The sequence below is a fragment of the Pseudomonas sp. MB-090624 genome (assembly GCF_003205245.1).
Classification (GTDB): domain Bacteria; phylum Pseudomonadota; class Gammaproteobacteria; order Pseudomonadales; family Pseudomonadaceae; genus Aquipseudomonas; species Aquipseudomonas juntendi.
The window spans coordinates 69048-89066 of the sequence record NZ_QJRK01000010.1 but is presented as its reverse complement, the minus strand read 5'-3'; the positions used below and the strand labels follow the sequence as shown (position 1 = coordinate 89066).

The 20019-nt window shown below is 65.0% G+C and carries 20 protein-coding genes and 1 riboswitch; of the genes, 8 read left to right on the top strand and 12 right to left on the bottom strand.

Annotation, left to right across the window (positions count from 1 at the left end):
* Positions 1-117 precede the first annotated feature (117 nt).
* Complete coding sequence (locus DMX12_RS07700; protein ID WP_110676923.1) at positions 118-2295, bottom strand: TonB-dependent siderophore receptor; 2178 nt, start codon at positions 2293-2295, stop codon at positions 118-120.
* Positions 2296-2476: 181 nt separating this feature from the next.
* Between DMX12_RS07700 and DMX12_RS07695 the strand changes: the two genes are divergently transcribed.
* From DMX12_RS07695 to DMX12_RS07660, 8 genes are all read left to right on the top strand, one after another.
* Positions 2477-3169, top strand: coding sequence for a response regulator transcription factor (locus DMX12_RS07695; protein WP_029886276.1), 693 nt, complete (start codon positions 2477-2479; stop codon positions 3167-3169).
* Complete coding sequence (locus tag DMX12_RS07690) at positions 3169-4515, top strand: sensor histidine kinase (RefSeq protein ID WP_110676921.1); 1347 nt, start codon at positions 3169-3171, stop codon at positions 4513-4515. Before DMX12_RS07695 ends, DMX12_RS07690 begins: the two co-directional genes overlap by 1 nt.
* Positions 4516-4596: 81 nt before the next feature.
* The gene (locus DMX12_RS07685; RefSeq protein ID WP_110676919.1) at positions 4597-5499 is read left to right on the top strand and encodes an alpha/beta hydrolase; all 903 of its coding nucleotides are present in this window, start codon (positions 4597-4599) and stop codon (positions 5497-5499) included.
* A 95-nt stretch (positions 5500-5594) separates the two neighbouring features.
* Positions 5595-5736: riboswitch (FMN riboswitch) on the top strand.
* A gap of 80 nt (positions 5737-5816) precedes the next feature.
* A complete protein-coding gene (gene ribB, locus DMX12_RS07680) occupies positions 5817-6467 on the top strand; it encodes a 3,4-dihydroxy-2-butanone-4-phosphate synthase (RefSeq protein ID WP_054904362.1) in 651 nt (216 codons plus the stop codon).
* A 197-nt stretch (positions 6468-6664) separates the two neighbouring features.
* Positions 6665-6907, top strand: a complete 243-nt coding sequence (locus DMX12_RS07675) for an exodeoxyribonuclease VII small subunit (protein WP_009685726.1) — start codon at positions 6665-6667, stop codon at positions 6905-6907.
* Positions 6904-7791, top strand: coding sequence for a (2E,6E)-farnesyl diphosphate synthase (gene ispA / locus DMX12_RS07670; RefSeq protein ID WP_009685725.1), 888 nt, complete (start codon positions 6904-6906; stop codon positions 7789-7791). Before DMX12_RS07675 ends, ispA begins: the two co-directional genes overlap by 4 nt.
* A gap of 107 nt (positions 7792-7898) precedes the next feature.
* Complete coding sequence (gene dxs, locus DMX12_RS07665) at positions 7899-9794, top strand: 1-deoxy-D-xylulose-5-phosphate synthase (protein ID WP_110676917.1); 1896 nt, start codon at positions 7899-7901, stop codon at positions 9792-9794.
* A 141-nt stretch (positions 9795-9935) separates the two neighbouring features.
* The gene (locus tag DMX12_RS07660) at positions 9936-11807 is read left to right on the top strand and encodes a TonB-dependent receptor domain-containing protein (protein WP_110676915.1); all 1872 of its coding nucleotides are present in this window, start codon (positions 9936-9938) and stop codon (positions 11805-11807) included.
* Here DMX12_RS07660 and DMX12_RS07655 read toward each other — a convergent pair.
* From DMX12_RS07655 to ribD, 11 genes are all read right to left on the bottom strand, one after another.
* Positions 11779-12597: a cobalamin-binding protein gene (locus tag DMX12_RS07655; protein ID WP_110676913.1), complete on the bottom strand. Its 819-nt coding sequence runs from the start codon at positions 12595-12597 to the stop codon at positions 11779-11781. The genes DMX12_RS07660 and DMX12_RS07655 overlap by 29 nt on opposite strands.
* Positions 12597-13016 (bottom strand): MFS transporter, encoded by a 420-nt coding sequence (locus DMX12_RS07650; RefSeq protein ID WP_110676911.1) that lies wholly within the window; start codon positions 13014-13016, stop codon positions 12597-12599. The genes DMX12_RS07655 and DMX12_RS07650 overlap by 1 nt, the downstream gene beginning before the upstream one ends.
* Entirely contained in the window at positions 13013-13630 is a 618-nt protein-coding gene (ribA, locus tag DMX12_RS07645) for a GTP cyclohydrolase II (RefSeq protein ID WP_029886268.1), read from the bottom strand. The genes DMX12_RS07650 and ribA overlap by 4 nt, the downstream gene beginning before the upstream one ends.
* A gap of 129 nt (positions 13631-13759) precedes the next feature.
* The gene (locus tag DMX12_RS07640; RefSeq protein ID WP_054904996.1) at positions 13760-14503 is read right to left on the bottom strand and encodes an ABC transporter substrate-binding protein; all 744 of its coding nucleotides are present in this window, start codon (positions 14501-14503) and stop codon (positions 13760-13762) included.
* Positions 14504-14519: 16 nt separating this feature from the next.
* A complete protein-coding gene (locus DMX12_RS07635) occupies positions 14520-15023 on the bottom strand; it encodes a phosphatidylglycerophosphatase A (RefSeq protein WP_009685716.1) in 504 nt (167 codons plus the stop codon).
* Positions 15020-15988, bottom strand: a complete 969-nt coding sequence (gene thiL, locus DMX12_RS07630; RefSeq protein ID WP_009685715.1) for a thiamine-phosphate kinase — start codon at positions 15986-15988, stop codon at positions 15020-15022. The genes DMX12_RS07635 and thiL overlap by 4 nt, the downstream gene beginning before the upstream one ends.
* Before the next feature lie 18 nt (positions 15989-16006).
* Complete coding sequence (gene nusB / locus DMX12_RS07625; RefSeq protein ID WP_054914177.1) at positions 16007-16507, bottom strand: transcription antitermination factor NusB; 501 nt, start codon at positions 16505-16507, stop codon at positions 16007-16009.
* Positions 16504-16980 (bottom strand): 6,7-dimethyl-8-ribityllumazine synthase, encoded by a 477-nt coding sequence (gene ribE / locus DMX12_RS07620; protein WP_003255395.1) that lies wholly within the window; start codon positions 16978-16980, stop codon positions 16504-16506. The genes nusB and ribE overlap by 4 nt, the downstream gene beginning before the upstream one ends.
* A gap of 91 nt (positions 16981-17071) precedes the next feature.
* Entirely contained in the window at positions 17072-18163 is a 1092-nt protein-coding gene (ribBA, locus tag DMX12_RS07615; RefSeq protein WP_029886265.1) for a bifunctional 3,4-dihydroxy-2-butanone-4-phosphate synthase/GTP cyclohydrolase II, read from the bottom strand.
* An 18-nt stretch (positions 18164-18181) separates the two neighbouring features.
* Entirely contained in the window at positions 18182-18847 is a 666-nt protein-coding gene (locus DMX12_RS07610) for a riboflavin synthase (protein ID WP_009685712.1), read from the bottom strand.
* A gap of 41 nt (positions 18848-18888) precedes the next feature.
* Positions 18889-20019, bottom strand: coding sequence for a bifunctional diaminohydroxyphosphoribosylaminopyrimidine deaminase/5-amino-6-(5-phosphoribosylamino)uracil reductase RibD (gene ribD / locus DMX12_RS07605; protein WP_110676909.1), 1131 nt, complete (start codon positions 20017-20019; stop codon positions 18889-18891).

Here is a 20019-nt window from a genome sequence, read left to right as displayed (position 1 = left end):
CGGCTTACCATAAATTAGTCGGAAGCGTCCCCGAGAAGCCGGCCACAAGCCGGCTTTTTAATGCCCCCGCATACTCGCCTGCCCGCCCGGGCAGAGCGCTTTCAGCCAGAGCAACCCTCAGAAGTCATAGCGCGTGCCCACCATCATGCTGCGCGACGGCCCATAGAAGTTGAAGGTCGACGTCGAGCCCACGCGCGACAAGTAATCGCGGTCGAACAGGTTGTTGACGTTGAATGTGGCGGTCAGCTGCGAAGTGACCGGGTACGACAGCATCGCATCCACCGTGGCATACCCTGGCGCATCGATGCGCACGCCACCGTTCTCGGCGTAAAAGTTGCTCATCGCCGAAATACCGCCACCGATTGCCAGGCCGTTCAACGGGCCTTGGCTGATGGTGTACTTGCTCCACAATGAGGCCTGGTTGCGCGGCATGATGAAGAACGTGGTTTCGGCATCGCCCTTGACGGTTTCGGTTTCCATCCAGGTGTAGCCGGCCAGCAGTTCCCAGTTCGGCGTCAGCTTGCCGCTTACTTCCACTTCCGCGCCCTTGACCCGGGTTTTACCGGCGGCTACCGAGTCGGTGGTCGCCACGCCATCGGCGTCGTACAGGGTGGTAGCACGGTGCTTGTCGGTCAGGCGAAATACCGACAACCGCGTGTTCAAGTCGCCCCCGAAGTAGCTGCTTTTCAAGCCGAATTCATACTGCTCGCCTTCCCGCGGCTTCAGCACCCGGCCGCTGCTGTCGGTGGCTGACTGCGGCTTGAACACCTGCGAATAACTGGCGTACAGCGCGTGGGTGTCGGTGAGGTCGTAGACCACGCCGCCGTATGGGGTGAAGTGGCCGTCGACGCGCTTGCTGTCGTTGGTGCTGGCGCCACTGCCGAGGGTGGTGGTGTAGAAGTCACCGCGGTACCAGCTGAAACGCCCACCGGCGATCAGCGCCAGGCGCTCGACGGGGCGGAAGGTAACCTTGGAGTACAGGCCATATTCCTCTTCCTGCATACCGGTTTCGGTGCTGTAGTTGGGCGACGGCTTGGCAAACTGCATTGGCGAGTAGGTGTTGACGTTGATGGCGCCCAGGTTGGTCGTGCCATTGAGGTACTCGGTGTCGTAGTTCTTGTAGTCGCTGCCGACCACGAACTCGCTGACCTGGCCGAAGGTCTCGAACGGCTGGCTGTAGCTGGCGTCCAGCGAGTAGGTGTCCTGCGTGAAATCGCGGGCGCTGGCACGCTCGGAATTGCCACCGGTAGCGGCGTTGGTGGCGGTGAAGGCGTACAGGTACTGGGTGTCGCGGTGGGAGCCACGGGCAGCAATACGGCCGTAACCGCCGTTTTCGAAGCGGTGGGTCAGTTCGGCGACCAGGTCGGTGGTCTTGCCGTCGAAGTAGTTCCAGTCGGCCCCGAGGAAGCGTGAATGGCTGAAGTCGGGCACCTCACCCGACAAGGTGGCCGGGTAGCCATTATGCGGGGTGATGTTCTTCACTTCGTGCATCAGGCCGAACGACACGGCAGTAGCGTCGCTCAGGTCGATGTCCAGGGCGCCATAGTAGCTATTGCTGGTGTTGGCGTTGTAGTCGACCTCGCCATTGGTGTCATCACGCGAAGCGATGAAGCGCCCACGCACACGACCCGCATCGTCCAGCGGCCCGCTCAGGTCGAGTTCTTCGTGGTTGGTGTCCCATGTGCCATAGCTGCCTTCGACGTGGCCCTGGAACTCGGCGGTGGGGCGCTTGCGCACCATGTTCACGATGCCGCCCAGCTCGCTGGTGCTGCTGAACAGCCCCGCCGGACCGCGCATGATTTCGACCCGGTCGAACGCTGCCAGCGACGGCACAGTACCGAAGATGCTGGCCATGGGCGCCGGTAGCCCGTCGATATTGAACTCGCTGTACTCGTAGCCACGGGCATAGATGGATGAGCGGCCACTGTCGTTGGTCAGGGTCCGCAGGCCGGCGGTGTACTTGGCCAGGTCATCCAGGTGCACGAACTGGCGATCCTTGACGTAATCCTGGGTGTACACGGTGATCGACTGCGGGATGTCCTTGAGCGCCGCCGGGGTCTTGGTGCCCACGGTTGCAGCATCGACACTGTAGCCGCCGGTTTGCTCCGAAGGCAGCATGTCGTACAGGCGGTTGCCCTCGATGGTCAGTGCCGGCAGGTCGAGCGAGTTGCCACCACCGGCCGCCTGCGTCGCTACCGTTTCAGCCAATGCCGACACCGAAAAGGGCGCCAGCAGCCCTACTACCAGCCAGCCCCGCACCCGTCGCGGGCCCCCCACACTGTTCAAACCGCTCATGACACACCCTCGCCCAATTGATAATAATTCGCAAACGACAGAAATTGCTTTTTGCGGAAGATACCGGAGCGAAAACCGGGGTGCAGCATGATTAACCTTCTTAACACAATGCGGCGTTGCCCTCGCCCCACGGTCAATGGGATGATGGCTAACTGATAGAAATTCTCATTCAAGGCTCAACGTGCCCACCTCACTGCTCCTTGCCGAAGACGACCCACGCCTGCGCCAGGACCTGGAACGCCATTTCCTCAACCGTGGGTTTCAGGTGCTGGCCTGCGCCAATGGCAGCCAGGCCCTGAATGCCATACGGCAATCACGCTTCGACCTGGTTTTGCTGGACATCATGCTGCCGGGCATCGACGGCCTCAGCCTGCTGGACGAACTGCGCCACCAGCAAGCGGTGCCAGTGATGCTGATGTCGGCGCTGGGGGCCGAACAGGATCGCATCAGTGGCTTCACCCGGGGCGCAGACGATTACCTGCCCAAGCCGTTCAGCCTGGCCGAACTCGACGCCCGGGTCGATGCCCTGCTACGGCGCGTGGCGCTCGACCGCGGGCCGGCGTTGCGGGCCGATGGGGGGGCAGTGATGCTGGACCATGAACGCCAGGACGCCCTTCACCAGGGCAGGCCTGCCGGGCTGACCGCATCCGAATTCCGCCTGCTGGCCACGCTGCGGGCTCACCCCGGGGAGGCCTTGAGCAAACCTTTCCTCTACCAGACCGTGCTGCACCGCGCCTACACGCGCCTGGACCGTGGCCTGGATGTGCATGTGTGCAACTTGCGCCGCAAGCTGGCCGACATCAGCGCCCAGCACTTGCAGATCCAGGCGGTCAGGGGCCAAGGGTACATCCTGATAGACACGGACCAGCCCTGATGCGGCGGCACCCCCTGCTGTGGAAACTGGCCCTGTTGCAGGTCGGTTTCTGTCTGCTGCTGACCTGGCTGATCTGGACCTGGGGGCTGTCGGTGGAACGCAGTACCTACTTCCTGTCGCCGGCTGACCAGCAATACCTGGCGCGCTACGCGCAACAGGCCGAACACGCCTGGAACCAAGGCGGCGCCACGGGCGCCGAAGCCTGGCGCAGGCAGCTGCAACGTACCGAAGGCACCTGGGCAGCCTTGATCGGCCCCCACCTGCAAAGCCTGGGCACCACGCCACTGAGCGCCGAGGAGGCCAGCCACCTTACCTTCATGCGCAAGCTGAACTGGCCCATGAGCCGGCGCCTGCAGGACGAACTGCCGTACGTCAGCATCGCGTTCCCGCAACACCCCGAAAATGGCCGGCTGGTGATGCAATTACCCGAACGCCTGCTACCCACTGGCCTTACGCCCTGGACCCACCTGATCACCCATGGGGTCGCCCCCACCCTGCTTGCCCTGTTGCTGGGCCTGGCCCTGTACCGCCATCTGGTAGTTCCCCTGAACCGCCTGCGGGACCGGGCCGACGCCTTGCGGGCCGACGACCTAGACAGCCCCGCGCTGCCGTTGCAGGAGCGCCGCGATGAGCTGGGTGAGCTGGCCCAAGCCTTCGAGCACATGGCGGTACGCCTGCGCCAGAGCCTGGAGCAACAGCGCCTGCTGCTGCGTACGCTGTCCCACGAGCTGCGTACGCCGTTGGCGCGGCTGCGCATCGCCCATGACAGCGACTTGCCGCCGCCGCAGTTGCGCGAGCGCCTGGACCGCGAAGTCGCCGACATGCAAAAGCTGCTGGAGGACACCCTGGACCTGGCCTGGCTGGACACCGAACAGCCCAGCCTGCCGACCGAGCCGGTGCTGATGGTGGCCGTCTGGGAAGCCTTGTGCCAGGACGTCTGTTTCGAAAGTGGCTGGGCGCCAAGCCGCCTGCCTTGTTCGCTGGGCGCCGCGTGCCGGGTGCAGGCCAACCTCGACAGCCTGGCCCAGGCACTGGAAAACCTGATCCGCAATGCCGTTCGCCACTCGCCCGCCGAAGGCCGGATCAGCCTGGATGGCTGGCGCGAGGGGGATTACTGGCACCTGCGCCTGAGTGACCAGGGGCCGGGGGTCGCGCACGCCGACCTGGAGCGCATCTTCCAGCCTTACCAGCGGCTGACCGAAAGTGGCGCTGGCTTTGGCCTGGGCCTGGCCATCGCCCGCCGCGCCATCGAACTGCAGGGTGGCCGCTTGTGGGCCAGCAATGGCCACCCAGGCCTGTGCCTGCACATGACCTTGCCGGCGGCCCGGGACTGTTTAGAAAGTTAATGCGCTTTACCCTCAATCAGGACTGATTATCATCTTGCTGTTCCCGCTTTGCGCGCCTGCAAAGCCCTGAAGAGATGCCTGATGAGCAAGTTGACCCTGGCCGTGACGATGGCACTGTGCCTGGCACAGCCGCTTGCTGCTCATGTTGCCCTTGCGCAGCCCGACCATGAGCAGAAGATGGACACCTCACTGCTGCAGCGCCATGACCTGGCCTACCGCTTCACTCAGCTCGACCTGGACTCGGCCGACGGCCAGCGGCATTACCGGCTGTGGGTCGGCAAACCGAACCAGCCGGCGCCAGCGGCGGGCTACCCGGTGCTGTGGATGCTCGATGGCAATGCCGCGCTGGGCGCACTGGATGGCCAGCAGCTGGGCCGGCTTGCCGCAGGGCAGGCGCCATTGCTGGTGGCGGTGGGGTACCAGACCGAGCAGCGTATCGACCGTGCCGGGCGCACCCGGGATTACACCCCGGCGGTGCCTGGCCAGCCTGAGCAGCTTGACCCACTGACCGGAGCGCCCAGTGGCGGTGCCGACGTTTTCCTGGACCTGCTGACCGGGCGCATGCGGTCGATGGTGGCAGATGTGGCACCGATCGACCTGCAACGGCAGACATTGTGGGGGCATTCCTATGGCGGGCTGGCCGTTTTGCATGCGCTTTTCACCCGGCCTTGGTCATTCAGCGACTATGCGGCTGCCAGCCCTTCGCTATGGTGGCACAACGGCGCGATCGTGGGTGAGGCACAGGGGCTCGAGCAGCGCCTGGGAAGCAGCCGGCCGCGGCTGTTGCTGATGCGTGGCAGTGAAGAGCCGGCGAACCCGCGCACGCAGGTGCAAGGCGATGTCGAGCAGCCGGCGCGTGAGCTGGTGGCAAGCCTGGCCAGGGTGCCAGGCTTGCAGGTTCGTTTCGAGCGGTTTGCCGGGTTGGGGCATGGGCCTATGTTGCCGGCTTCGCTGAAGCAGGTGATTGAAGGGATGTCGCGGTAAGCCTGTCAGCACCTTCCACAACGCCCGCCCTACGCTACCGCCAAAGGTCGTAGAACCGCGGCTTGCCAGCGGGGTGGCCACGTGCGGTATGCTGTGGCGGTCTTCAGGGCGGGGTGAAAGTCCCCACCGGCGGTAAATCGAAAGATGAGCCCGCGAGCGCCCCGGCCATGCCGGGGGTCAGCAGATCTGGTGCAACTCCAGAGCCGACGGTCATAGTCCGGATGAAAGAAGGCGTCAGGCGGGGGCCATCCGGGCGCCCCTGCGCACGCATTTTGTTCGCCCCGAGACGTTCATCGATCATTCACGAGGAGCGTTTCATGTCCACCCAGCACCACGCGCACTACCCCAATGTTTCCGCCGCCATCGCCGCCTTCAAGGCTGGGCGCCCTGTACTGTTGCTGGACGATGACGACCGCGAAGACGAGGCGGACATCATTGCCGCCGCCGAAAACATTACGCTGCAAACCATGGCCATGATGATTCGCGATTGCAGCGGTATCGTCTGCCTGTGCCTGGACGAAGCCACCGTCGATGCGTTGCAGCTGGCGCCCATGGTGCAGAACAACCAGGCCCGACATGGCACCGGCTTCACCGTCACCATCGAGGCGGCCGAAGGGATCACCACCGGGGTTTCTGCCCAGGACCGCCTCACCACCATTGCTGCGGCACTGCGTTCCAGCGCCGAACAGCGTCATATCGTCAGCCCGGGGCATGTGTTCCCGCTGCGTGCGCGCAATGGCGGCGTGCTGGCCCGCCGTGGGCATACCGAAGGTTCGGTGGACCTGGCCCGCCTTGCCGGCCTGCGCCCGGCGGCAGTGCTGTGCGAACTGATGAACCCGGACGGGACCATGGCCCGTGGCGAACAGGTGGCGGTGTACGCGCGGCAGTACAATCTGCCGGTGCTGACCATAGAAGAGCTGGCGCGGTACCGGGAGGCGATGGTGGCGCTGGAAGCCGAGCCGGCCTGATAAGCCACTTTGGGGCAATTCGCGGGCACGCCCGCTCCCACAGGTATGGCGCAGCGCTTGAAGGCTGTGATGTACCTGTGGGAGCGGGCGTGCCCGCGAAAGGACCTGTGAAACCAACCTCACGGCCCCGGAAGTTTGCTCCCCCCGCCCTGCTCTGCTAGTGTCGCGCCGTTCTGAATGCCTCCGAGACAGTCGCCATGGCCCGCAAAAAATCCTCCCTTGATTTCGAGCAATCCCTCGCAGACCTGCAAACACTGGTCGAGCGCCTGGAGAACGGCGAGTTGTCGCTGGAAGAGTCGCTGGCCGCTTTCGAGCAAGGCATCGCGCTGACCCGAGAATGCCAAGGTGCCCTGGCCCAGGCCGAGCAGAAGGTGCAAATTCTGCTGGAGCGTGACGGCGAGCTGGCTGCCCAGCCCTTCGACGCGGAGCCCGAAGCATGATCGGCAGCTACCAGGCCAGTTGCCAGAGGCGGGTGGATGCAGCCCTCGAACCGCTGTTCGTCGCCCCGACCAAAGAACTCGAACGCCTCTATGCCGCCATGCGCTACAGCGTGATGAACGGCGGCAAACGCGTGCGGCCACTGCTGGCCTACGCCGCGTGCGAAGCCCTGGGTGCCCCGGCCGAACAGGCCAACGGCGCGGCCTGTGCGGTGGAGCTGATCCATGCCTACTCGCTGGTGCATGACGACCTGCCTGCCATGGATGACGACGACCTGCGCCGGGGCCAGCCCACCACGCACAAGGCCTTCGACGAAGCCTGCGCCATCCTGGCCGGTGACGGGTTGCAGAGCCTGGCGTTCAGCGCCCTGCTCGATCCGCACCTCAGCCCGCAGGCCGACAGCGTCCGCCTGGCCATGGTCCAGGCCCTGGCCACGGCCGCCGGCCCAGCCGGCATGGTGGGCGGCCAGGCCATCGACCTTGGCTCGGTCGGGCTGAAGCTCGACCAGCGGGCACTGGCATTCATGCACAGGCACAAGACCGGCGCCCTGATCGAAGCCAGCGTGCGCCTGGGCGCACTGGCCAGCGCCCGTGCCGGCCAGCAGCAACTGGACGCCCTGCAAACTTATGCACAGGCCATTGGCCTGGCATTCCAGGTTCAGGACGACATCCTCGACGTGGAAGGCGACACCGCCACCCTGGGCAAACGCCAAGGGGCAGACATCGCCCGTGACAAACCGACCTACCCGGCCCTGCTGGGCCTGGACGCGGCCAAGGCCTATGCGATCGAACTGCGCGACCAGGCGCTGGTCGCACTGGAAGGGTTCGGCGAAAAAGCCGAGCCGCTGCGGGCACTGGCGCGCTATATCGTCGAGCGCCGCAACTAAGCACGGATACCCGCGCCATTGGGGTGTCACAAGCAGTGGTCGAATGGGCACTTTTCCCACAATGGGGTAAACTGCCGCGTCTTCACACACCTATAACGACTCGCCTGATGCCCACGACGTTTCAAGAGATTCCCCGCGAACGCCCGGTCACGCCGTTGCTCGACCGCGCTGACACGCCTGCCGGCCTGCGCCGGCTGGCCGAAGCCGACCTGGAGACCCTGGCCGACGAGTTGCGCCAGGAGCTGCTGTATACCGTGGGGCAGACCGGTGGGCATTTTGGTGCCGGCCTGGGCGTGATCGAACTGACCATCGCCCTGCACTACGTGTTCGATACCCCGGACGACCGGCTGGTGTGGGACGTGGGCCACCAGGCCTACCCGCACAAGATTCTGACCGGGCGCCGTAACCGCATGCTCAGCCTGCGCCAGAAGGACGGTATCGCCGCCTTCCCGCGCCGCAGCGAAAGCGAGTACGACACCTTTGGCGTGGGCCACTCCAGTACCTCGATCAGCGCAGCGCTGGGCATGGCCATTGCCGCCCGCCTGCAGAACAGCGCGCGCAAGTCGATCGCCGTGATCGGTGATGGCGCCCTCACCGCCGGCATGGCCTTCGAGGCGTTGAACCACGCCCAGGAAGTCAATGCCGACATGCTGGTGATCCTCAACGACAACGACATGTCAATTTCGCGCAATGTCGGCGGCCTGTCCAACTACCTGGCCAAGATCCTGTCCAGCCGCACCTACGCCAGCATGCGCGAAGGCAGCAAGAAAGTGCTGTCGCGCCTGCCCGGTGCCTGGGAAATCGCCCGGCGCACCGAAGAGTACGCCAAGGGCATGCTGGTGCCGGGTACACTGTTCGAAGAGCTGGGCTGGAACTACATCGGCCCGATCGACGGCCATGACCTGCCGACCATGATCGCCACCTTGCGCAACATGCGTGACCTGAAGGGCCCGCAGTTCCTGCACGTGGTGACCAAGAAGGGCAAGGGCTTCGCCCCCGCCGAACTCGACCCTATCGGCTACCACGCCATCACCAAGCTGGAGCCCGCCGACAAGCCTGTCGCGCCGACAAAGGCCAGCGGGCCGAAATACTCCGCGGTGTTCGGCCAGTGGCTGTGCGACATGGCCGCTGCCGACAACCGCCTGGTGGGCATTACGCCGGCGATGAAAGAAGGCTCCGACCTGGTCGATTTCAGCGAGCGCTACCCGCAACGCTACTTCGATGTGGCGATCGCCGAGCAGCACGCCGTCACCCTGGCAGCCGGCATGGCCTGCGAGGGCAGCAAGCCCGTGGTGGCGATCTACTCCACCTTCCTGCAGCGCGCCTACGACCAGCTCATCCACGATGTGGCGGTGCAGAACCTCGATGTGCTGTTCGCCATCGACCGCGCCGGGCTGGTGGGCGAAGACGGGCCGACCCATGCGGGTAGCTACGACCTGTCTTACCTGCGCTGCATCCCGGGCATGCTGGTGATGACCCCCAGCGACGAGAACGAGCTGCGCAAGATGCTCAGCACCGGCCACCTGTACAACGGCCCGGCTGCCGTGCGCTACCCCCGCGGCACCGGCCCGAACGCGCCGATCAGCGGCGACCTAGAGCCGCTGCAAATCGGCAAGGGCGTGGTCCGCCGCCAAGGCCAGACAGTCGCCCTGCTGGTGTTCGGCGTGCAGTTGGCAGAGGCCATGCAGGTTGCCGAGCAGATCAATGCCACCGTGGTCGACATGCGCTTCGTCAAACCTCTGGACGAAGCCCTGGTGCTGGAACTGGCTGGCAGCCATAAGCTGCTGGTCACCGTCGAAGAGAACGCCATCATGGGTGGCGCTGGCGCTGCGGTAGGCGAGTTCCTGGCCAGCCAGGCCGTGGTCAAGCCGCTGCTGCACCTGGGCCTGCCTGATATCTACGTCGAACATGCCAAGCCGGCGCAGATGCTGGCCGAGTGCGGGCTGGATGCGGCCGGGATTGAGGCTTCGGTGAAAGCCCGCATGGCCAAGCTCGGCTTGTAATCCCCGGGGCCGCCTTGCGGCCCTTTCGCGACACAAGGCCGCTCCTACAGAGACCGCGCCGCTCTACCGGTTTGTGCAATACCTGTAGGAGCGGCCTTGTGTCGCGATCGAGGGCGCAGCCCTCGCAAAATGGTACTGCTTATGAAGAAATCTGCCTGTGCCGCGCTACTCTGCGCCCCCACATTGTTAATCGCCGCCGAACGCGATGACGCGCTGAAGCTCCCCGACGTGCTGATCAGCGCCAGCCGCCAGGTCGAGTCACGCACCGCCACCAGCGCCGCCAACACGGTCTTCACCCGCGCCGACATCGACCGCCTGCAACCCACCAGCATCACCGACCTGCTAAGCCGCGTACCCGGCGTACAAGTGGCCCCCACTGGCGGCCGTGGCAGCCTGCCGGGCATCTTCATACGCGGTACCAAGGCGGCGCAAAGCCTGGTGCTGGTGGATGGCGTACGCATTGCCAACGCCACTTCGGGCGACAGCGGCCTGCAGTTCCTCGACGTTGACCAGATCGAACGGGTAGAAGTGCTGCGTGGCTCGCGCTCGGCGGTGTACGGCAGCGATGCCATCGGCGGGGTGATCCAGATCTTCACCCGCCGCAGCAACACGCCCGGCCTGCAGCCGCGGCTGCGCATCGCGGCAGGCAGCCACCAGACCGTCCAGCGTAGCCTGGGGCTTTCCGGCGGCAACGACGCGACCCGCTTCAACCTCGGTGCCAGCCTGGATGAAACAGCCGGCATCGATTCGACTGGCCCATCCTTCGCCAGTGACGGCGACCATGATGCCTACCGTAACCAGTCCTTCAACCTGAGCCTGAGCCACACCTTCAGCGAGCGCTTCGAGGCCGGGGTCAACCTGCTCGACAGCCGTGGCCGCAGTGAATACGACAACCCGTTCGGGGGGTTCGACCCGGTAACCTTCGAGAGCTTCGGCCAGAAGCCCTACACGGACTTCAGCGTCAGCAGCCTGGGCAGCTATTTCGCTGCGCAGCTCAGCGATGCCTGGCGCTCGCGCCTGGAACTGGCCCACAGCGAGAACCGCGACGACAAGCGTGACAAGCTGAGCGCCGAGCGCTTCGTGTTCAACACCTACCGCGATCAGCTGACCTGGCAGAACGAACTCGCCCTGGGCGAACAACACACATTGCTGATCGGTGGGGACTGGTACGAAGACCGTGTCCATGCCAGTACCGACTTCACCGAAGACAGCCGCTGGAACCGGGCGGTCTTTGCCCAGCACCGCTACCAGGGCGAGCAGTTTTCCACAGAGCTGGGCGTGCGCCACGACCGCAACCAGCAGTTTGGCGGCCAGACCACCTGGAGTGGCAGCCTGACCGTGCCGCTGAACGCGGATAACGATGTGCTGCTGTCCTACAGCGAAGGCTTCCGCGCACCGACGTTCAACGACCTGTATTACCCGCAATACAGCAACCCGAACCTGGACCCCGAGCACTCGAAAAGCTATGAGCTGCAGTGGCGCAGCCAGCTGGCGACCACCACCCGCCTGGAGACCTCGCTATATCGGACCGACCTGCGCGACGCCATCGTATTTGGCCAGGACTCGATCCCGCGCAACGTCGCCTCGGCACGCATCAACGGCCTGGAAATGGCCTTGTCCCAGCAGTGGGCGAGTTGGCGCGCCCAGTTGGGCATGGCACTGATCGACCCACGTGACCGCGACACTGGCCACACCCTGGCCCGCCGCGCCCGGCGCACGTTGAGCCTGGACCTGGACCGCGACTTCGGGCGTTTCAGCGCGGGCGCCAGCTGGCAGGCCGTCAGCAGCAGCTATGACGATGAGGCCAACCGCAACCGCATCGGTGGCCACAGCTTGCTGGGCCTGCGTGGCAGTTGGGCTGCCAGCGACGAAGTGAAACTGGAAGCCAAACTGGATAACGTGCTGGACCGCCGCTATAGCCGCGCCCTTTACAGCTACGAAGGGGCCTACCACCCGTACCGCGAAGAAGGCCGCACGTTGCTGTTCAGCGTGACGTGGACGCCGGCGCTTTAGCGGCCAGCAACGCACACAAGCGGGCGGTGGCTTCAATCATTTGCCCGCTCGGGCGCTCCAGGCCTTTATCGGGTACCACCAGCAAACCGGCGTGGGCAACGGCGCGCAACTGCGGCCAGGCCAGCCAGCGGGTCAACTGCGCCTGGTCACCGGCCAGGATGACCTGGGGGTTGCGTAGCAACACCGACTCCACACTCACCTGCGGCGCCGGTTGGCTGAGGTCGGCAAACACATTGCGCGCCCCGCATACGGCCAGTGCGTCGCTCACCACCTGGCGGCCACCAAGGGTGTACAAAGGCCGATCCCACACCTGGTAGAACACCTGCAAGGGCTCGTCACGTCGGTACTGCTGGCGCAGTTGCCGCAACCGCTCGCGCAGGGCCCGGGCATACTGCTGCCCTTGCTCGGCACGGCCGACGCGCTCGCCAATCGCGGCGATCTGCTCGATGAGCTGGTCCAGGTCATGGGGTTCGGCGCTGAAGGTCGTGATACCCAGGCTTTTGAGCTGCTCGCGTTGCGCCGGCGGCACGCTGCCTGGCCACAGCAGCAACAGGTCGGGGCGCAGGCTCAGCAGGCGCTCCATGTTCAGCTGGCCTTGGCGGCCAACCGAGGGCAAATCGCGCAACGCATTTGGCCGTTCGCCCCCGTCAAGCACACCCACCAGCAGGTCATCGGCCTGCAGTTCGAGCATGATTTCCGTCATCGAAGGCGCCAGGCTGACCACTCGCAAGGGTTCGCCAGCCAGCGCGGCACAGGCGAACAGTGCCAGCAGGCCAGGCAGCAGGCGCATCAGCCGAGCTGTCGTGGAATGCGGTAGAGGGACAACACCACCACGGTGGATATCGCCAACAGGATCTGCGGCACCGCTTCAAGACCGACCCCTACAGACAGCGCTGCGACCCAGCCCGGGAAGCAGGCGTACAACATGGCCAGGCGCCGTACCCGTGCCAGCTCGATCCACGCGGCAGGCTCTTCAGCAGTACCCAGGGCTTTCGAGGTGGCGATGAGTGCACGCTTGTAGGCACCGAAACGTGGCAGGCTGAGGAACATGGTGGCCGCGCCGGCAATGAACAACGGCATGGCCAGAATCGGCACCAGCGCCTCACCGCCGCCAAAAGCCCAGCTCATGACCGGCAGCGGCAGCAGGCCCACCGCCAGGTACTGCCACCAGGCCAGCGCCAGCCGCCGCTTGACCTCGGCGCGGGTCACGCCTGGGGCACCTCGCCCTGGTGTTCGTTGCCGAGCATGTGGCCAAGCTTGCCGGCCTTGGTTGCCAGGTAGTAGCGGTTGTGCGGGTTATGCCCGGTATGCAGCGGTACTCGCTCGGCAACCACGATGCTCATGTCGGTCAGGGCTTTGACCTTGCGTGGGTTGTTGGTCATCAGCCGCAGCGCCTTCACGCCCAGGTGTTCGAGCATGGGCAGGCACATGGCGTAGTCACGCTGGTCGGCGGCAAACCCCAGGCGCTCGTTGGCTTCCACGGTGTCCGCCCCGCCGTCCTGCAACTCGTAGGCACGAATCTTGTTCAGCAGGCCAATGCCACGGCCTTCCTGGCGCAGGTACAGCAATACGCCGCGGCCCTCGCGGGCGATTGCCTGCAGTGCGGCCTCCAGCTGCGAGCCGCAGTCGCAGCGCTGGCTGAACAGAGCATCGCCGGTCAGGCATTCGGAATGCAGGCGCCCCAGCACCGGCTGACCATCCGCGATGTCACCCAGGCTGAGCACCACATGCTCCCGGCCGGTGGCTTCATCAAGAAAGCCATGCATGGTGAAGGTCGCGAAGGGCGTCGGGAGTTTAGAGGCGGCAACAAAGACGACGGGCACGTTGTGCTCCTGGAAAAAGTGGGACATATCTCGTGAGCCGATTGTATCAGCAGGTTGCACACTATGGGCTGGCTGAATACCGCGGGGTAAGATCGAAAAGTTCGATACTTAGGCCAGGCAGGCCCGGCCTCAGTGCGGTTTGCTATCCGCAGTGAACGGATACGGTTGCCGCCAGTGCTCGAAAATCGGCTTCAGCTCGCCACTGCGTACCAGCTCGGCCATGCGCTTGTCGAACAGGTCGCGCAGGGCCTTGGCCTGGTCGTTGCGGGCAAAGGCCAGGTACAGCGGCAGCTCGGCCACGTGGGTGCGGCGAAAGCGTTCGGGCTGCGATGACTGGTTCAGTACGTAATCGACTTCAGTCTGGGAATCGATGTAGAAGTCCACACGGTCATGCTCCAGCATCGGCAGGATGCCTTCGCGGCGCTGGATTTCACGGAACTCATGCACATCGGGCAAGTAGCTGCCGTAGTCGTAGCCACGTACCCAGGCCAAGCGGTACTTGCCCACATTCTGCGACGTGGGCACAGGCTTGCTGGCCAGCCCCAGCGCATAGATATGATCCATATCGAAGTGCCAGCGCGGGTACAGGTTGTCGTCGTTCTCTTCCTTGTAGGAGCCGACCCAGGCATCCGCCTCGCCACGTTTCACCAGGCCGACCGCGCGGCTGTAGGGTGCACTTTGGGTCACCACCTTGACCCCGGCCGGCTCGAACACCTTGCGCAGAACGTCCCAGGCAACGCCGGTACCGTCAGCATTGGTGTAGTCGATCCACTCCTCGCTGACCAGCTGGATCTGCTTTGGCAGGCCTTCGGCAGCCACCGCCCACGGGGCGACACTCAGCAGCATCGCCAGCAGCACAACCCTCATGGCCATTCACGCGCTCCCTGTTTCAGGCAACCGCCCATACCAGAACCTGCATGCCCAGCCAGGCGAACACACCGGCCAGGATATCGTCGAGCATGATGCCGACGCCCCCGTGCACATGGCGGTCGATCCAGCGGATAGGCCACGGCTTGAGGATGTCGAAGAAACGGAACATCAGGAACCCTGCCAGCAGCCACTGCCAGCCTTCCGGCACCAGCCAGAGGGTGATCCACATGCCAACGATTTCATCCCAGACAATGCCTTCATGATCGTGCACACGCAAGTCATTGGCGACCTTGCCGCACAGCCAGATACCGAACAGCATGCTGATGCCCAGCAACAGCCAGTAGCCCCAGTCGGGCAGCATCTGCCACAGGGGGATGAACGGTATGGCCACCAGCGAGCCCCAGGTACCCGGTGCCTTGGGCAAGGTGCCGGAACCAAAGCCGAACGCGATGAAGTGCCATGGGTTGCGCCAGACCGAAGGCGGAACGAACTCCGCAGGCACCTGGTTGGGGTGATCGGTCACGGTGTCTCCCTAAAGTGTTGATAGCCCCGCTGGGCGGGGGTGATGTCCTGGCCCTGTGCGTCGCGCAGGGTCACACCGCGACCTTGCAGCACACGACCAATGGTGTGTACCTCGATGAAGCCAAGCTCGGCCAGGGGCGGCAGTGCTGCAGGCGGCAAGGTGAAGGCCAGTACGTAATCATCACCACCGGTGAGTGCTGCCTGCAGTGCCGCCTCGTGGCCGAGGAATGCCTGCAAGGCAGGAGACACTGGCACCTGGGCCAGGTTCACCTCAAGTGCCACCCCGGACGCCTTGGCGATATGCCCGCAATCGGCTAGCAGGCCATCGGAGACGTCGAGCGCCGCCGTGGCCCTGCCCCGCAGCCATGTGCCCAGGGTGAGCTGCGGCATCGGCGACCAGTAATGGGCCAGCAGCGGCTCGGCCAGCTCGGCGGGCGCCTGGCGCTCGCCCAGTACCAGCGGCAAGGCACCGGCGGCCTTGCCCAGGGTGCCGCCAACACACAGCAAGTCGCCTGGCCGCGCACCGCTGCGGCGCAACGCCTGGCCAGCCGGCACCCGGCCGAACACGGTCACGGTGATGCTCAATGGGCCACGGGTGGTGTCGCCGCCAATCAGGCTCATGCGGCAGCGGTGCGCCATGCGGCTCAGGCCGTTGGCGTAGGCTGCAAGCCAGTCCGGGCCAACGCTTGGCAGGGTCAGGGCAAGGGTGAAGCCGATCGGGGTCGCGCCCATGGCAGCCAGGTCACTGGCCGCCACGGCCAGCGACCGCTGGCCCAGCAGTTGTGGGTCGCACACGGCAGGGAAATGCACCCCGGCCACCAGCGTGTCGGTCGACACCGCCAATTGTTCACCAGGGGGAAGGTCGAGCAAGGCGCAATCGTCACCGATCCCCAGGGCCACGCCTTCGCCGCCTTGCGCGCAGGGCGCGGCGGCGAAGTAATGGTTGATCAGCTCGAATTCACCCATGGCCAGGCAGCGCCGGGATCAGCGCTTGTTCGCCTTGACTTCTGCTTCACGCAGGGACGGGGCAAGCTTGTCGAGCACACCGTTGACGAACTTGTGACCGTCGGTAGCACCGAAGACCTTGGCCAGCTCCACGCCTTCGTTGATGACCACACGGTACGGTACGTCTACGCGCTTGATCAGCTCCCAGGTGGACAGGCGCAGCACGGCCAGTTCCACAGGGTCGAGCTCGTCCAGGGCAATGGTCATGCACGGGGCCAGCGCTTTGTCGATTTCGTCCTTGATTGCCGGGACCCCATGCAGGATCTCGCGGAAATAGGCACCGTCGACGTCGGTGAAATCGTTATCCACCCGGAACTGCGCTTCGACCTCGTTCAGCGAATGCTGGGCCATGTGCCACTGATAGAGGGCCTGGGTCGCAAGCTTGCGGGCTTCGCGACGCTTGGCGCTCTTGGAGGGCTTGCCGGCATCCGCAGGTTTTGGATCGCGCGGGTTGAAACGATCGCTTTCGTCGCTAATCACTTGGCCTCCAACTGCGCCAGCAGGCTGACCATTTCCAGAGCGGACAGGGCAGCTTCAGCACCTTTGTTGCCAGCCTTGGTGCCGGAACGCTCGATGGCCTGCTCGATGGAATCGACGGTCAGTACGCCGAAGGCCACCGGAACACCGAACTCCATGGACACCTGGGCCAGGCCCTTGGTGCATTCGCCCGCCACGTATTCGAAGTGCGGGGTACCGCCACGGATCACGGCGCCCAGGGCGATGATCGCGTCGTAGGCGCCTTGCTGGGCGACCTTCTGTGCCACCAGCGGAATTTCGAATGCACCCGGGGCACGGATGATGGTGATGTCGCTTTCGCTGACACCGTGGCGAACCAGGGCGTCAACGGCACCGCTTACCAGGCTTTCGACAACGAAGCTGTTGAAGCGGCCAACCACCAAAGCATAGCGACCTTTGGGGGCGATGAAGGTACCTTCGATGGTCTTCAGGGTCATTCCGATATTCTCATATTCAAGAGCGAGGCCGCTTGCAAGCGGCCTCGACAGGGGTCTGGACTCGAGCTGGGGGCGTCATTGCCGCCTCAAGTCACTCGGAGGGCACGTATTCTACAACTTCCAGATCGAATCCGGATATCGCGTTGAACTTCATTGGCGAACTCATCAGGCGCATCTTGCGCACCCCGAGGTCGCGCAGGATCTGCGAGCCAGCACCCACGGTGCTGTAGGTGGTCGGTGCCTTGGCCGGTAGGTCGCCGGCGCTTTCGCGGATGTGCGCCAACAGCACGTCGCCGTCCAGCGGGTGGCCCAGCAGCAGGACCACGCCGCTGCCGGCTTCGGCCACGGCCGCCATGGCCGCGCGCAGGCTCCAGCGGCCCGGTTGCTTGACCAGCAGCAGGTCACGCAGCGGGTCCATGTTGTGTACCCGCACCAGGGTCGGCTCTTCGGCGCAGATCTTGCCCAGGGTCAGGGCCATGTGCACGTCGCCCTCCACCGCATCGCGGTAGGTGACCAGGTTGAACTCACCCAGCTCGCTCTCTACCGGTTGCTCGGACACCCGTTGCACGGTGCGCTCGTGAATCATGCGGTAGTGGATCAGGTCGGCGATGGTGCCGATCTTCAGGCCATGCTCGGCAGCAAAGACTTCCAGCTCGGCGCGGCGCGACATGGTGCCGTCGTCGTTCATCACTTCGCAGATCACGCCGCTTGGCTCGAAACCGGCCATGCGCGCCAGGTCGCAGGCCGCTTCGGTATGGCCGGCACGCGCCAGGGTGCCGCCAGGCTGAGCCATCAGCGGGAAGATGTGGCCAGGGCTGACGATGTCTTCGGCCTTGGCGTCCCGGGCAGCAGCGGCTTGCACGGTGCGCGCGCGGTCGGCGGCGGAGATGCCGGTGGTGACGCCTTCGGCGGCTTCGATCGACACGGTGAACTTGGTGCCGAAGCCCGAGCCGTTGCGCGGCGCCATCAATGGCAGCTTCAGCGTTTCGCAACGCTCACGGGTCATCGGCATGCAGATCAAGCCACGGGCATGCTTGGCCATGAAGTTGATGTGTTCGGGCTGGCAGCACTCGGCAGCCATGATGATGTCGCCTTCGTTCTCGCGGTCTTCGTCATCCATGAGGATGACCATTTTGCCCTGGCGGATGTCTTCGACCAGTTCTTCGATGCTGTTGAGCGCCACGCGGCACCCCCTTCTCAATCAGGATTTCAAGAAGCCGTTGGCGGCCAGGAAGCTTTCGGTAATGCCACTGCCCTTGCTCGGTTCGGCGGCCTTGTCACCCAGCAGCAAGCGCTCCAGGTAACGGGCCAGCAGATCGACCTCAAGGTTCACCCGACGCCCTGCGCGGTAGTCGGCCATGATGGTTTCGGACAGGGTGTGCGGGACAATGGTCAGCTCGAACTCGGCGCCATTGACTTCGTTGACCGTCAGGCTGGTGCCGTCGACGGTGATCGAGCCCTTGTGGGCGATGTACTTGGCCAGCTCCTTCGGTGCGCGTACGCGGAACTGGATGGCGCGGGCGTTATCGCTGCGCGAGATGATTTCACCCACCCCGTCGACATGGCCGCTGACCAGGTGCCCGCCAAGGCGGGTGGTAGGGGTCAGGGCTTTTTCCAGGTTGACCTTGCTGCCGCTCTTGAGGTCGATGAAGGCAGTGCGCTTGAGGGTTTCGACGCTGACGTCGGCCCAGAAGCCGTCACCAGGCAGTTCCACGGCGGTCAGGCACACGCCGTTGACGGCGATGCTGTCGCCCAGCTTGACGTCACCCAGGTCCAGCTTGCCGGTTTCGACGTAGACGCGAACGTCGCCGCCCTTGGGGGTCAGGCTGCGGATGCTGCCAATGGATTCGATGATGCCGGTGAACATGGGGTCTTCCTCAAAACGGTTTGCACGGGGCAAGCCCGGCATTATACGCCGGGCGCCGGCAGGGGCACGGCTGTGACCCGCCAGTCATCGCCCACTGCGCGCATTTCGGTAATTTTCAGCCGCGGTGCTTCACTCATCCGCTCCATCGGCCAGTCCAGCAATGGGCGGGCATGGGAGCCGAGGAAGGTACCGGCGACGAACAACTGGTACTCGTCCACCAGGCCAAGGCGGGCAAAGGCACCGACCAGGCTGGCACCGGCTTCCAGCAGCACTTCGTTGACGCCACGCGCGCCCAGGGCGTGCAGCAGCGCCACCAGGTCGACCTGGCCATTGTCACCCGGCAGGCACAGCAGTTCGTGGCCGGCAGCGGCATAACCGGGGTCATCTGCGACAGCTGTTACCACCAGGGCCGGGCCGGCCTGGAAGAAGGGCGCATCCAGCGGCAGGCGCAGGCGGCCATCGACCAGCACGCGCAGCGGTGGGCGGCTGAGGGCCAGGGCGGTGGTTTCGGCATCCAGGCCCAACTCGCTGCCCCGTACGGTCATGCGCGCGTTGTCGGCCAGCACGCTGGCGGCGCTGGTCAGCACCACGCTGGAGCGGGCGCGCAGGCGTTGCACGGCCGAGCGCGCGGCCGGGCCGGTGATCCACTGGCTTTCACCACTGGCCATGGCGGTACGGCCGTCAAGGCTCATGGCCAGCTTGGCGCGCACGTAGGGCACGCCATGCTCCATGCGCTTGAGAAAGCCCGGGTTCAGGGCGCGGGCCTCGGCCTCGAGCACACCACTGGCCACTTCGATACCGGCCTCGGCCAGGCGCCGCAGCCCCCGCCCTGCGACTTGCGGGTTAGGGTCCTGCATGGCCGCTACCACCCGGGCCACACCCGCCTTGACCAGCGCTTCGGCGCACGGGGGCGTGCGGCCATGGTGGCTGCAAGGCTCGAGGGTGACATAGGCACACGCGCCGCGGGCGCGTTCCCCGGCCTGGCGCAGGGCATGCACTTCGGCATGTGGCTCACCGGCGCGCACGTGCCAGCCCTCCCCGACCACTTCGCCGTCGCGCACGATCACGCAGCCTACACGGGGGTTCGGGTGGGTGGTGAACAGGCCTTTGCGCGCCAGCTCCAGCGCACGCGCCATGTAGTGGGCGTCAAGAATCGCGGCTTGGCTGGGCAT